The sequence below is a fragment of the Candidatus Thorarchaeota archaeon genome, from assembly GCA_021498125.1.
GTDB lineage: Archaea > Asgardarchaeota > Thorarchaeia > Thorarchaeales > Thorarchaeaceae > B65-G9.
In genome coordinates, this window is sequence record JAIZWL010000006.1 from 76,794 (window position 1) to 91,728 (window position 14,935).

11 protein-coding genes are annotated in these 14,935 nt (G+C 46.5%); 8 read left to right on the forward strand and 3 right to left on the reverse strand.

Annotation, left to right across the window (positions count from 1 at the left end):
• Window positions 1–381 precede the first annotated feature (381 nt).
• A complete protein-coding gene (locus tag K9W43_12085) occupies window positions 382–2,982 on the forward strand; it encodes a hypothetical protein (protein MCF2137963.1) in 2,601 nt (866 codons plus the stop codon).
• A 104-nt stretch (window positions 2,983–3,086) separates the two neighbouring features.
• Here the strand turns inward: K9W43_12085 and K9W43_12090 are convergent, their stop codons facing one another.
• Window positions 3,087–4,391, reverse strand: coding sequence for a hypothetical protein (locus K9W43_12090; GenBank protein ID MCF2137964.1), 1,305 nt, complete (start codon window positions 4,389–4,391; stop codon window positions 3,087–3,089).
• Between the two features lie 196 nt (window positions 4,392–4,587).
• Here K9W43_12090 and K9W43_12095 point away from each other — a divergent pair, with 196 nt between their 5' ends.
• The 4 genes from K9W43_12095 (at window position 4,588) to K9W43_12110 (ending at window position 7,801) form a co-directional block, all read left to right on the forward strand.
• A complete protein-coding gene (locus K9W43_12095; GenBank protein ID MCF2137965.1) occupies window positions 4,588–5,220 on the forward strand; it encodes a class I SAM-dependent methyltransferase in 633 nt (210 codons plus the stop codon).
• A 152-nt stretch (window positions 5,221–5,372) separates the two neighbouring features.
• On the forward strand, window positions 5,373–6,425 hold the full coding sequence (locus K9W43_12100; protein ID MCF2137966.1) for a PAS domain S-box protein: 1,053 nt from the start codon (window positions 5,373–5,375) through the stop codon (window positions 6,423–6,425).
• A 3-nt stretch (window positions 6,426–6,428) separates the two neighbouring features.
• The gene (locus K9W43_12105; protein ID MCF2137967.1) at window positions 6,429–6,794 is read left to right on the forward strand and encodes a response regulator; all 366 of its coding nucleotides are present in this window, start codon (window positions 6,429–6,431) and stop codon (window positions 6,792–6,794) included.
• An 83-nt stretch (window positions 6,795–6,877) separates the two neighbouring features.
• The gene (locus tag K9W43_12110; GenBank protein ID MCF2137968.1) at window positions 6,878–7,801 is read left to right on the forward strand and encodes a hypothetical protein; all 924 of its coding nucleotides are present in this window, start codon (window positions 6,878–6,880) and stop codon (window positions 7,799–7,801) included.
• On the opposite strand, the gene K9W43_12115 is transcribed toward K9W43_12110, so the two are convergent.
• The gene (locus tag K9W43_12115; GenBank protein MCF2137969.1) at window positions 7,791–9,353 is read right to left on the reverse strand and encodes a hypothetical protein; all 1,563 of its coding nucleotides are present in this window, start codon (window positions 9,351–9,353) and stop codon (window positions 7,791–7,793) included. The two genes, K9W43_12110 and K9W43_12115, sit on opposite strands and share 11 nt — an antisense overlap.
• 117 nt (window positions 9,354–9,470) lie before the next feature.
• Between K9W43_12115 and K9W43_12120 the strand changes: the two genes are divergently transcribed.
• Window positions 9,471–10,664, forward strand: coding sequence for an NAD(P)/FAD-dependent oxidoreductase (locus K9W43_12120; GenBank protein ID MCF2137970.1), 1,194 nt, complete (start codon window positions 9,471–9,473; stop codon window positions 10,662–10,664).
• A gap of 205 nt (window positions 10,665–10,869) precedes the next feature.
• Entirely contained in the window at window positions 10,870–12,546 is a 1,677-nt protein-coding gene (locus tag K9W43_12125; GenBank protein ID MCF2137971.1) for a long-chain fatty acid--CoA ligase, read from the forward strand.
• A 310-nt stretch (window positions 12,547–12,856) separates the two neighbouring features.
• On the opposite strand, the gene K9W43_12130 is transcribed toward K9W43_12125, so the two are convergent.
• Window positions 12,857–13,417, reverse strand: a complete 561-nt coding sequence (locus K9W43_12130) for a hypothetical protein (GenBank protein MCF2137972.1) — start codon at window positions 13,415–13,417, stop codon at window positions 12,857–12,859.
• A gap of 421 nt (window positions 13,418–13,838) precedes the next feature.
• Between K9W43_12130 and K9W43_12135 the strand changes: the two genes are divergently transcribed.
• Window positions 13,839–14,480, forward strand: a complete 642-nt coding sequence (locus K9W43_12135; protein MCF2137973.1) for a hypothetical protein — start codon at window positions 13,839–13,841, stop codon at window positions 14,478–14,480.
• Window positions 14,481–14,935: the final 455 nt, after the last annotated feature.

A 14,935-nucleotide genomic window follows, 5' to 3' on the forward strand; every position in this document is an offset into this window, starting at 1 on the left:
CCGAGTCTTTGTCAAGCGTACAGGTAAAGACTTTGATTCATCCTTCCTTTGATTGTCACACTTGATATCAATGGAGTGTTTAATAGTCTTTGTGCCATATATTTTGATTTTCCCTTAACATTGCATTGGCGTCATTGGACTTGAACTCGCAGACCTGACTTTGTACTGCTCTGATGGTCCGACATTCATTGGGGATCATCATAATTACATTTTTTTGATGTAACTGTCGAAATTCTCCGGTGCTCTCTCAGGCTTCCTAATATCAGATTATCAAAATCATAATTTAATCATTTAATAGTAGTAAGCAAAATTTATTAATTAACTGCGAGAATGCCGCACAGTTACACTTCAGATGTGCTACTAAAAGGAGAGAGACTCTGGATGAAGGCAAAAATGTTTTCACTGATGATCCTAAGTTTTTTGCTGGCTAGTTTAGTGCCTTTGGGAAATAATGTAGTTGTTTTTCAAAATGGAGCGATGAGCGAGACCCCTTCTCAGGATGGAGCGTCGAGCGTGATCGCTTCGGGGTTACCCTCACGAAATGTTCGTGTTGCCCTCTTCTACGATGATGACATTGCGACTGGTGTTTCATACAGTGCAACCGGGACATATTCAAGTGACTTTACAGGATTAAAGAATCTCTTTGTAGGTGCTGGTTATACTGTGACCACACTAACACGATCCATGATCCTCAACCATGAACTGCAACCGACAAATTATGATGTTCTAGTGTTGCCGGATATGCTTCCGGATGACGATATTGTCAATCACACATTGGAGTTTTGGCTGGGCGGTGGTGGCATCCTATCGATAGATGGCTCTATCAATTTCATAGTCTATGCGGGGATCTTTCCACAGGACACCGCTGGAGATAATGGCTTTGGGAACTACTGGAATTTCAAATGCGGCTCAGTGGTCACTGTGGCCAATATCCAGCCCCCGACAAAATCTAAGGCTCTAAATGAAGAGCTGAATATTGCTGACACTGATTATGCCACCTTTAATTGGTCGGTTATTTCCTCCCTTGCAAATGCCAAGTATATGACACCTATATTAAAAGATAAAAATGATCCGAATAACATTGCAGGTCTCACGTATGACTCACCATATCAAGGTGGACGTACCGTGCAGATCGTTGGCAGTGTCCATGTCGTACCTGACTCGTTGAAACAGATCTATTTGGATTCGGTCGAGTGGTTGGCACCTCGACCTAGAGGTCGTATTGGATTTGATCTCTCTCATCGACCACGTTTGGGTGTAGATGCTTGGGATGATCTCTCCAAGTTCCCTGGAGAATATAAGACGGCTCGCAACCTGTGGGTCCATCATGGGTACATCTTTGAGAAGATATATCCACGCACCTCTGGTAATCTGACCTTAGAGCGGTTGAGCAAGTATGACATGGTGATCATTGTTGTACCCGATTATAATTATACAGACGCCGAGATCGATGCGCTCATCACTTGGGTCAATGGCGGCGGTTCCTTATTTGTTGCAGCTGATGGTCCGCTCGCCAGCTTTGTTAAACCTGTGGCCCAGTTGAATCGATTTCTGACCACTTTTAGCATTCCCGTTGATGCTAATGCGTCTTTAACCTTCGAAAGCGCGTATCGGATCCCCCATCTTGTTAATGATGAGATTAACCAACTAAACAAATTGTACGGCGCCCGAATTTTGCCTACAGGTGATAATGCATTTTCATTATGGGAATATAATTCGACTGTCACAGTTATTGGAGGCACAACCTATGGAAAGGGCCGACTGATAGTGTCTGGTGACATGAATTGGTTTGCAGAGATCTCCTTTACTTTTTTGGGATACAAGTCGGAACGCAAACTGGTTCTTAATATCGCAAATTGGCTGATAAACTATGGCTCTCCAATATTGTTGTATTACGGCGACATCGATGTCGATCAGCACCTTTCACCCGCAGGTTATGCACTATTGGAACTCGGTCTTCGATTCTGTATTATCCATGACAGTATCTGGTTGGCTCCCACTATTGAAGATGTAGAACCTGAACTGTTGGTCGTCGATGCGCCAATGGGTTTTAGCTTCTGGGAAAATGCCTTTGACGCGATAAAGTATCACATTGATCACGGACACAAGCTTGTGCTGAGTACCTTTGGCATTGATATTTACAAGGATCATCCGATATGGCCCGACATTGGGGTCTCATTCTCTGAGGATTCTGAAGACTTTCCTGTGATACACTTCTGGGATACAGCCAACCCGATATTCAATCAGCCATTCAAATTTGGCCTCTCTTACACTACGGGCAAGTCAAATTATGTCGATAACAGCGATACGGTCCATGTCCTATCGAACGCTACTGCGATTGCAGGTCGAACTTCTCACACAACCGATGGTGAGGCATTCATTACAGTTCGCAATGATGGACTGGTAGTATGCAACAGTGTCCTCATTAGTGAGCTGAATGATACTGACCAATCAGGGTACTCCGATTCGTTTGAGCTGTACATCAATGAGATCGCCTACGTGATGAAGACGATCGTGGATCATCCCCCTGACATTTGTTATACAGTAGGTTCGACTGGGAATTCTATTACATGGACCATTGTAGGCTATACTACTCTGACATATCAGATCAAATTGAATGGAACAGTTGTAGCAGCGGATATCTGGAATGGCAGACCCATCTCCTATAGTGTGGATGGTCTAGGAGTCGGAACGTACATCTTTGTTCTAACAGTGTCCGATCAGTATGGTACTGTTACTTCTGATGAGGTTGTTGTCACAGTCACCAATACATCATCCGGCTCTACAACTACCACGACTACTACAGGAACTACTGGGACTACCACAACCACTACAGAAGGAACTGTGACTACAGGTGGTTCCGACCTACCGGGCCCACCGGGATTGTCGGACATCTCGCAGTTTATCCAAGATAATATGCTATTCGTGATCATCCTCTTGGGTGTTGTTGTTATAGTTGCGGTTGCAATAACCCGACGATAAAGCCTGTAGAATATACTGGCCTCAAAAGAGGCCATCTTTTTCTTTTTTATTATGGTCATTTACACAGCAGGTACTGTTCAGAGTTCCTATGAATTCCGATTGGCTCAGTCAGTATGACTAAGAGACCTCTCTGTCTTCCATTCTACTTGGTTTCCCAGAGCTCTGAGAACTTCCAGTATTCTGGAGGTTGGGATATTTGTCTTGTTGGAGATCTCTAAGATCGAAAAGCTGCCATCACAATATTTCCATATTGCATTAATTATATCATAGTCCTTTTTGGGCATCCCAATGATCTCTAGGTACGCGGTAAACCGCTCATCACGCGATACCAATTGTGGATATACTCTACTGACTCGCACTATTCCACGTGCAACAAGAATTGCCAATACTTCTGATATCTGGTTCTTATTTAGACCTGTCACATCACTCAGGTCACCGACCATGATCTCAGAAGTGATTTTCCCGAGTACACGTAGCACGGTGCTGCGGATCGACTCGTCAAGTCCTGAGAAATGGACACGTGCGTTCTCAATGATGTCTGCGGTGTCGTGTAGAGGCTTGACAATATCGAGGTCATGGAATGCCACAAAGTTTTCTGATGCCTCGAGGTCTACTCTTTTTGCTGAGGCAAATGAGAGTCCCTCCAACACATGGATACAGGGCGATATATTCTCAAAATACTCCTCGCCACTTAGTCCGACACGGCCAACAAATGCACAGACACATTCAGGTAATTTATAAACAATAAATGTTGTCTTGGGATCAAGGCACGCATGTCCTATTAGCATTGGTTTCTTTGGTTCCCATTTCTGTTCCAAGATCGTCGGAAGCATATCCAAGACGGCCTCGATTTCATAGACGCGCAAGTTCGAGACCACAATGTACCCATCATATGTGACCGCTGCCCCACGGAAGATTATGTTCCCCTCTGTCTTCCCAAGGGCTTTTTTCAAGATGCTTGTGGTCTGAGTTGGAAGCAGGAGCGTCTTGTGTCTACGGGTCAGCCCCGGGATTCCGTCGAATCTCCGAAGTATTCTCTCAATACTGTCGGCAAAGTCGTCAAATTTGTGTAAGGTCGATCTGACTCCATCCATGTCCAGATTGCGTAGAATGTCGTAGTATTGGCCGATGAACTGTTCGGCTATCTCTTGAAGGATGACGTAATAGATCTCAGCGCTGTCTTCCACAGCAACGAAGGCGATGAAGTATATGTCTCCTTTCTGGACCCAGATGAACTTGTTTGATGCAAATGAGATCACGCGCAACTGTTGATCACTGGCCTCTTGAGCGAATGACCCAATGGCAGAGAGAAATGCCGCGACGATCTCATCGACCTTCCGCGTTCCATCAAAACTGTAGTGGAAGAGTGGAATGCCGGTGTCCCGCAGCACGAGGATTTCTTTGACCAACTGTCACACGACCTTACATCACTATCTGAGAACTGCCACGTTGATGGCTCTTATACCTATGCTCACAAGTCTATGTTGATCTATTGTGGGCAAGATAAGAGGGCACTTGGAATGCTCATTTATTTATCGGCTTCGTACAATGTTCCCGTGTGCTTGATCACAGAGTCGAGTAACTATCTATGACTGGTGGTTCTCCTTGCAAAGTATTGAGGTATTCGAAAAGAATGCACAGGAATATGATGAATGGTTCAAGGCAAATCGTTTCGTCTACGAGTCAGAGATCAAAACAGTGCGGCGCGTTCTTCCAGCAAGTGGCCGAGGTCTTGAGATTGGTGTTGGTACCGGAAGATTTGCAGAGCCTCTCGGAATTAGGGTTGGTGTTGAACCTGCGCGAGAGATGGCCGAGATTGCGCAGAGTCGTGGAATTGAAGTCCTTGGGGCAACTGCTGAGCGCCTTCCTTTTCGGGATGCCTCTTTTGATTTTGTTGTGATGGTCGTGACCATTTGTTTTGTACAAGATCCCCTTCGAGCTATCAGAGAGGCCGCGAGAGTTCTTGTTCCCGGTGGAACGATAATTGTTGGTCTGGTCGATCGAGATAGTTTCTTGGGCCGACAGTACGAATCGAGGAAGAATCAGAGCAAGTTTTACCAGCCTGCAACGTTTTATTCTGCAAGTGAGGTCTCATCGTGGCTTAGCGAGACAGGGTTTACTCATGTAGAGAGCTTTCAGACGCTCTTCAAGGATCTCTCAAAAATTACTGCGGTTGAACCGTTCAGATCCGGGCATGGTCAAGGTGGTTTTGTTGTCTTCTCCGCTCAAATTCCATAAAATCCTGCATAGATGATTGGATAGTATGGTATGTGTGTTCTTTGATTTTCTTGACATCATAGCAATGCTAATATTGTATAGTATCAAATAGGTAGGTGGATACAGGGAATTGTTGGGCCGAGATGACAAAAATGGATGATTCAAGTTGGTGTATGGACTTCGTTGAAATTACACCTGATCTTGTCGGAGTCGTAGATAGAGAGGGCACTATACTTTTTATCAATCCCTCTTTTGCATCATTGCTTGGTTATTCGTCTACTGACCTGATGCGCAAGAACATTGAAACCCTTCTTACAGAACCCACCTCATCTTGGGACATTCTCTCGCTAGGGCTTGATGAAACGAATACTTCGAAAAAGGTAGTGTTCTCTCTCAAGAGATCCGATGGTACAAAGATAGTGACGAGTGGCCACCTGTGTTCTTGGCTGGGCGAAACGGGCGTACGTGGTTTCTTTATTCATCTGATCAGTCCCACTATCGCAGGTGCGCCTCTCAAGCTTGATAGTTCTCGTTTAGAGGAGCTACTTGGCATCCTAAGTCACGACCTCACCTCAATTCATCAGGAGGTTCTTTCTGCAATCGAACTTGCGATTGCCCAAGATGTCTTACCCGAATCGATTGCGAATCTGCTTGCTGATGCACTGGAGGAGATCAATCGCGGAGAGCGGATCGTCACAAATATTGTGAAGCTTGCTCATGTCGGACGAGCGGACTTGGAACTGAGTGAGGTCAATATCTCAACGCTCTTTGAACAGGCCCTAGAAGGGATATGGTCCGAGTTTGGCAAAGATGCTTTGGAACTGGTTGATTTTCCGAGCCTCTCATATTCGGTCCAAGGTATGGATCAATTGGTCGAAGTTTTTCGAGCTATATTGATGACGGCTATTGTTCTAAATCGCCCTGAGAAGGCTGTTGTTCGACTTGATGTGAACGAAGAGCCGGAACGATCCCATTTCACAATGATTTTTTCCATTCCCGGGAACGGTATCTCGGATATTGAAAAACAGAGATTACTGGCCGAACCAGCAGAGGGGATCAATAGAACAATGGGTCGCCTACTCACTCTTGCGGATTTGATCGTGAAACGCATCGGTGGGCATTTTCATGTTCACGATCTCGTTAAGGGCGAGCCATCGCGTGGGGTCCAGTTTACTTTGAGACTACCCTATACCATGTCTTTGAAAAATCAAGGGGGTGCGGAGTAACTAATGCCAAAAGTGATGATAGTTGATGATGATGAGTTTTTACATCGTGTGATGACTCGAATTCTCTCTCTGGGGGGATATGAGGTCATTGCACATGCCTACAATGGCCGAGAGGCCGTGGATATGTACAAGGCAATGAATGACAAGCCTGACGTGGTCATTATGGATCATCGAATGCCCATCATGAGTGGGACACAGGCTACTCAAGAGATTCTCCGTTATAATTCCAAAGCGAAAATTTTGTTCGTGAGCGCTGACGAGTCTGCTATGGCAGAGGCTATCTCCATTGGTGCAGCGGGTTTCCTTATCAAGCCTGTACGAAGTACGAATCTATTTAATACTCTAAAGAAGCTCTTTGGGGGAAGCTAATTCGGCTAAAACTGAGTTTCAATTGAGAACAAGAAGAGATAATAACCAACAAGGATACACTGCCAGCAAAGGAGTGGCAGAATTTGTCCGGTAAAGATATGTCTGATGTGTTTTCTCGGTATGCCCGTATATATGCAAAGTCAAGGGCGAAAGAAGTCGTTCCTCCTGGGGCTTTTACGCGGCAGTTTGTTGACATACCTGATCAGGGTTTCGATGTGGGTATTTTCTTCAAGTCTAGGCGTTCAAAGGATCCTCGACAGATATACATCAACAATCCCATTCTGCCGGAGATATCCAAGCATGAGGGTCTTCTTGAGGTCGAAAATAAGACGTATCTGAGTAGGACCATACTCAAAAATGTAAAGGGCCTCCAATATCTGCGTGTTGTGGTGGGTGCAGGAAAGCTATTGGATTCCGGTTCAGAACGCATCAACTTTCTCAAGCGATGCCAGAGGATCATTGATGTTTTGATCAGGAAGGCAAAGAATATCGTTCACCAGGGTGACTTCTCTCCATTCCGTGTGGACAAAAAGATCAAGACGCTCAATACGTTTTTAGAAAAGGACCTCAAGTTCGATGAGGTCACAATAGAGGCGGCCTCAATCCCATTCAACGTGGCAAATCCGGACTATCTACTCCTGACTGGTGACGACATGATCATCATTGACGACGTACCTGCTATTCCACATGTGGTCTATTACATTGTGGGGGGGATCGGCTACAGATTCGACAAGACAATTGGAGCTGTTCATGAGGAACGATTGTTCCGCGTCGGTCAGAATATAGAGGCACTCGGGATAGATGAGGCATACTCGGAAACGATGATCTCACGTGTGACGGCCGACTTTCAGAATAATGTACACTCATTGATCTTTGCAGATCTGTGGAAAAAGAGCACTGCCCAGCCTCTTGGTGTTGGGTTCAGTGATCTCCTCATCAAGATCGGTCCCGAGAGCGATATCTGGTCCGGTGTCTTTGAGGTCTATGTTCGTCCTCCTAAAACATGATTCCATCAAATGAATCTATGGCCAGGGTCACAGCCCGGAATGCATAGATACGGAATGTGTACGTGACAGGAACGAACTGTGAAACATCGACGAGCCCGGTCAGGTCGGAGAGCGCGTCGTCGCCCAGAGCGATGAGACCCTGAAGTGACTCGATCGTGACCCGTTGGACGCCACAACCTCCTGCTAGTGCCATATCGCTGCCGATTCCTTCAATTGACCTGTAGCCGGTACTATTGACTGACGGATCAACCGTTCCTAGTCGGAGGCTCCATTTGTCATCTGCAAGCGATCCCATAGTTCTTGCGTAACTGAAGACGAGATATTCTCCAACATCTCCAAGCATGGCATTTGAGAACTTTGTGCGTGATGCGTCAACTTCGATTCGTGAAACGTTATTGATAAGATTTGGAGTCATCCCACACGCAAGCATGAGAGTTCCGTCCCCGTCAAGATAATCGTCAAAGGCAATAGTATCGATTACGACCCCTGTATCAAATCCACTCTCTTGAGCGTTTGAGAGCAGAGATGTGAGTCCCTGCTGGATCGCAGTGTGATCCGTGCTGTCCACCGTGGCACGTATCAATGCTGCGAAGTTCATTATGTTGAGAGTTCGGGTGTTGGTCATCAGCGTATTCCATTCGGTCGAGGACAGACGCAGATCAAACATTATTGTGATCTTAGAAATTCCCGTGCTGATATTGTCTACGACATTTCTAATCCTATCGATATCCGCTGACATCGTGTTGTAGATGCTTGCAAAGAGTGCGTTAGACCCCAGCGCAATTGAGCTTGCAACATTTTCTCGATCTGGACTGATCGTGATACTGACCTGAGTATTATGGCCGCTCATGTTTGATAGCCAGTCTGTCAGAGACTCCCATGATTGAGGTAGGTAGTCGAAGAGGTGGAGATTGGCTTCCACACCAGCCGATTCTAACATCTGGATTGTCTTGTTCGTGGGTGTATTATTTGACAAGAGTGGAATGTCAATGCCTATGTGTGCTGGTGCTGTGGCGTCAACAGAGGCGATTGGGGACTGCCCCATCACATACACTGCGGCTGGGAACCCTGCGCCCAGAACGTTCAGAATGATTATCCATGCTATGCCTTTACGTCCCGCATCTCTCCAGCTGGTCTTGGCTCGAATTGTTCCTACTAATGGTATGATGATGACGGCAGCTATATCCAGAATTGCAAGGGCAATGAATCCCCTGACGAGGATCGATACGAGGCCGAAGACAAGCCCTGTTATCAGTAGAATAAAGATCGCCCCAAGGCCAACATGTGTCAGGTAGTATCCTCTCAGTATCGAAAACAGTATGACGATCAATGGAAGGATGTACAAGAGCAACGGTAACGAGTCGAGGAGTGGCATGCCTCCAGAGGTCATTCTACCGATCAGTGTGAGCACTGTATAGAAGATGAGCAGTGTATTTACAACAAGCATGAGCAAGACATATCGCACAAGTATCTTGGTCATCCCTTCTCTCTCGGTCACGGACTCTCGCAAAAGTGTAAGACGATTGTTCAATCTCTCTCTAAGGTTTGACAATTGGGTGATGGCCTCCGTCTTATTTTACAGGAGGTCGCTTTTAATCCTCTCGACAGGTCTATGCACTAAATCACTACTCTGAAATAGAGGACTGGACTGTTGTTCCTCGATTGGACGATGTATGATGTAATTGTTGTTGGTGCTGGGCCTGCTGGGGCTACGGCTGCATATTATCTCGCACGACTCGGGCATTCTGTGGCACTTGTAGACAAAGCGATCTTCCCCCGGGACAAACCATGCGGTGGAGGCATAAATCCCAAACTGGCCTCTGATTTTCCTCATTTGAGACCGAGGCTTGGTGACTTTATTGAGGTTTCCAGTCATTCGGCTGTCCTGCATTCGCCTAACCGTCTCATCGCTATGCGTAGCGACACTGACCTCGATATGGTCCTGAGAACAAAATTCGACGCTGCTCTCTATGAGACCGCTGTGGAGCAGGGGGCCACCCCGATCGTGGGCGAGCGCGTGCGGAGTGTCATATTCGGTAAGCAGTCCGTCAAAGTGACCCTTGCAGGAGGGACGGGTATAGAGGGTGCCGCGATCATTGGGGCAGATGGTGTTGGGAGCATCATTGCTCGTGAGGCGGGTCTCCATAAGCGATGGCCCTCGACGGCAATAACTGCCTGCTGGGTCGCGGAGGTTCCCATGTCTGAGTCGGACATCATTACGGCATACACCGAGGACCGCGAGACCCATTTCTTCGCCAATTTTGGAGGTCTTCCCGGCTATGCTTGGATCTTTCCAAAGCGGACCACGGTGAATGTAGGTCTTGGTATTGTGGGAACGCACGCAGCCGGGCTCCCCGAACGATTTCGTGGCTTCGTGAAGTTTCTCGTCAAGACCGATCGCTTGCCCCGGAATCCTGATCTCGCCTCTGCTCGTGGTGCTCTTGTACCGACAGGTGGACCCATCGCGCAGACGTATGCTCATAGAACTCTTCTCGTCGGCGATTCGGCTGGTATGGTCAATCCGATCACTGGTGGAGGAATACACTATGCTATGGTCGCGGCCAAATATGCTGCGTTCGTTCTCTCTAGGGGGTTGGAACTGGGCGACCTTACTGATTCTGCGCTCGCAGTCTATCAACGGCTTTGGATGCAGGATTTTGGAAATGACTTCTCTTCTCTCTTGAAAGTGCAGAAGGTAGTGACCAGTGATTTTATCGACGTGTTGCTGGAGATCGGCAATCGTGATGAAAGACTTCAACATATGGTCTCTCAGGCCATGGCGGGGCATGAGCAGTCCGAGATCAGTGTGTCGCGTCTTCTCTTAAGGGCCATACATGTGATTCTGCGAGAGGCTCTTACGTAGTCGTGTATCTATCTCTGCGGGGTTATGACATATGGTCTTACTAGAGTGATAGTTGTCTTATTGTCATTCTCCTCTCGATTTTGGTACGAAGAGAGCACAATCGTAGAAAAATATGCTCAAGAACGGTCATACGCAAAGAATAAATGTATGCAAGCAGAAAGGGATTGTATTCCGTAAAAATAACTTAAGAGGAGAGAATAACAAATTGGATAGGCCGTGGTACAATTTCTACGTTCCCGGCACGCCTCAGGATATCGAACTTGATGATGCTCCACTATGGGAGCAACTGGATCGTTCGGTTAAGGAGTTCCCTGATAACATTGCCATGCATTTTAGAGGACTCGAAATAACCTATCGCGAGCTTGGAGAACTTGTTGACAAAGCAGCATACGCATTTACAAAGTTGGGTGTTAAGAAGGGTGACACAGTAGCTCTTATGCTCCCTAATGTACCTCAATTTGTCATAGCGTATTATGGTGCTATGAAGTGTGGAGCAGTCATTGCTCCAATTAATCCCCTTAGCATGCCTAAGGAACTCAGAATCTACCTTCAGGATACTGGTGCAAAGACACTTGTCGTCCTTAACCTCTTCTATGGTATCGTTGAAGCAATCCGTGATGAGACCAATCTTGAGAATGTCATTGTCGCAGCAGCTTGGGATATGCTCAGTAAGGTCATGCAAGTCCTTGCAAAGAAGGTCGTCTATAGAAAAGCTCTGAAGAAAGTACCTCCGATGCGCGAGGGTGATATCACTTGGCAAGAGTTCATGGCCGATGCACTGCCCGAACCGCCGACAGTCACAGTTGATCCTCATGAAGATCTCGTTGTCTATCAATTCACAGGTGGTACGACTGGTATCCCCAAGGCTGCAATGCTCACACATAATAATCTCAAGGCTAATTGTGCGCAGTGCGGCGCGTGGATGGAATGGATGGCCGATCGTGGTAAGGAAATCTTTGTTGCGGCATTACCGTTGCAGCATATCTTTGGACAGACCGTGACCATGAACCTGAGCATTCTATGGGGGTCAAAGCTACTCATGGTGGTGGATCCCCGTGACATCAAGGGTCTGCTCAAGTTGATTCACAAGGAGAAACCGACATTCTTCCCGATCGTCGCAACCTTGGCGATCTCTATCTATTCGCATCCTGAAGTGTCCAAGTACGATCTGACCTCCCTAAAGATGGCCATTGCAGGAGCAATGGCACTACCTGTGGAAGTCACTCGCAGGTGGGAGGCCGTGACCAACTCGATCATTATTGAGGGGTATGGTCTCTCTGAGGCAAGTCCTGTGACTCATGCCAATCCGCTGGACAAGGACCTTCGAAAGGTTGGTGCTATTGGACTTCCAATGCCCAGTACTGATTGTCGTATCGTGGATCTTGATGACCACTCAAAGATACTTCCACCCGGTGAGGTCGGAGAGCTTGCGGTCAAGGGGCCACAGGTGATGAAGGGCTATCACAATCGTCCTGATGAAACCGCTGACGTGCTCACGCCTGATGGTTGGCTCTTCACTGGTGACATTGCTAAGATGGATGAAGAAGGTTGGACGTACATTGTTGATCGTAAGAAAGACCTGATCAACGCGAGCGGCTACAAGGTCTGGCCACGAGATGTAGAAGAGGTACTCTTCGAGCATCCGAAGGTTCGGGAAGCGGCAGTCATTGGAGTCCCTCACGAGACCCGTGGTGAGACCGTGAAGGCCTATATTGTTCTTGAGCCTGGTGAGACCGCCACTCTTGAGGAGATCCGTGCCTTCTGTAAGGAACGCATGTCTGCTTACAAGGTTCCAACCGATGTCGAGTTCGTCGATGAGCTTCCAAAGTCCGCAGTTGGCAAAATCCTTCGAAGAGAACTTCGTGACCGAGAGCAAGACTAGTGACATGATGCTGCCGGTCAATATCGGCAGCACTTCTCTTTATTTTTAGTATCTTTTTCATACGTGTACTCACATAGTGCTAGTAAAACGAGATTGTCGCTAGTACACGTGAGTTTCTGCCAGCAAGACCTATGCCTCAAAACAACGGTTTCAAGCTAAAAAACGCCGTCAAAATAATGCTCGTTGTCGGATATATGAGTTATACGTGTACTCTCCAAGATCATACGTGTACTAGTGCAGTACCAGTACACGTGAATAATAGAAAAGGTGCAGTTCGCATATTAACGAACTGCATGTGATACTATCTGATTCATTCAGTGGTTGAAAACTTGTCCATCTCGAAATTTTCAATGAGTGAGTGAATCTCTGGTCTACCCAATAGTTTTCTGCGGGTCTCTGTGAGATTATTGATCACACACGCAACACCCACAACTGTTGCCCCGAGCTTTTCAACGATCTTCTGGACTGCAAGAACTGTTGTACCCTGTGTGATCCAGTCGTCGACGATAATGAGGCGGTCACCCGGATCAACTGATTCGGAAACAAGTGCAAGGCGATGGTCTGCGAATCTACTAGATGGTAGAAGCTCCACTGGGCGATGATAGTCCTCTGGAAGATACGCTATTGATCTTGCAGGAACGACACCACACCCAAGATAATACGCAATAGCACTACCAAGAGCAAGTCCACGTTGTTCAATTCCAATGACCTTGTTAGGTCTCAATTCTACAATGGGTTTTGCTAGTTTGACAACAGCCTCGTGAAAGACTGTTGGGTCCTCTAGAAGCATACTGATATCACATACGGCCATTCCGGGCTCGGGCCAATCAGGGATTACCTCAACGTAGTTAGCGAAGTTAATGTCTGTCATCTCGTATCTCCCACATTGGACTATTTTGTTTAGCATGATATTTCTTTCTGTCGGATACTTCGTATGATCATTTCATGCTTTTTTAATCTCCGATTTGATGGGAGCTGTGTGAAAAGTCCACAGACATAGATCGTTCAAGTCAGAATGGATCCCGAAACGTTTTGAATTCAATCGCAAAGTGGTGTTCATGCTTCTCATAATCACTATTTCACTGACTTTTCACACAGCTCCGGCTGACATAAGCTTGTACAATTGATTTATGAGGTTGACAGCATAGTAGTGTTGCTAAAAATTACGGCTGGTAAAATCCTTCTGATGCATCAGATAGCGAACTTAATTGATGAGCTCAGTTCTATAAAACGAAGATTTATCACTGGATGAGAACATCTACACCGATAGAATACCATCGAGAAAGAGAGAGATGAATAGCACTAATCTTGAGATGGCGTACGAATTCTTCAGCAAGAAAGGATTTGCCGCTGGGGGAATACTGACGGTGATAATACTGATATTGCAGTCCCAGTTGGGCTTTCCTTCAATCTGGCAAGACAACCCCGCCGGGTATATGACCTTCGTTATTGTATCGGCCATAATTGTTGGGATCGCATCAGGCAGCGTCCTTGTGTATCTTATCCCTCCAGATCAAGATGTCATTGGTGTGGCCGGACTAGGGAGTGATTCAATCTCCCAACATATTGCCCTGTTCCTCGTTATTCTTGCCTTGATTCAGCCTGAGTTCTCAGGCTTCGTTCTCTTCTTTGATTATTTCGGCATCGACCCCTTTGCGCCATTGTGGGTGTTGCTAGCGTTTGCCGCACCCAGTGCAGGATTTGCCACTGCCATGTATGATAGAATGGGGGCGATTGCTCGTGATCTTCGGGAGTACTTCAAAGATCATACTCGTCTCGACTTGGTGACACTAGACTGGCTCCATCAATACGGTGCACGGACAGCAATCTATCGAATGGGTATGCTCGAGAGCGCAGCTGCAAAAATACCGGGCCTCGTTGTCAGAGGTCACATGATCATTCGTGAAACCAAGATGTTTTCTGTCACGGAATAACTCTCAAAAAAAAAAAACAGCATTAAAATTATTTATGGGAAATGGGAGAACACACTTGGAAAAGTTCAAAATCAGGTACTATGATGCTTCTTCATATGGACAGCCAGTCCCTCCTCAGTCCATGCGACCCACGAACATTTGAGGCAGGTAAAACTTTTGCTACCTAGTCCAAAACGGGGTGGTGACTTAGGTTCGAGTTCATAGATGGTACCACCATAGCCACTGCTCTTACGTGTGATAACTTTGAAACGCCTTTCAAAACATTCACGGCATAATGATAATTTACGTTGCTCTTCTTGAATAAAATTCTCCTCTAGCGTCTTTGGTGGCGGACCTTGCACAATTTCTTTCCCACAGCTCTCACAGAAGTCCGGTATCGTTATCACCAACGTCCCAATTTGGGTATTGAACAGTGAAATTATTTCTACAAACGTAGTATTTGAATCGATTGATTA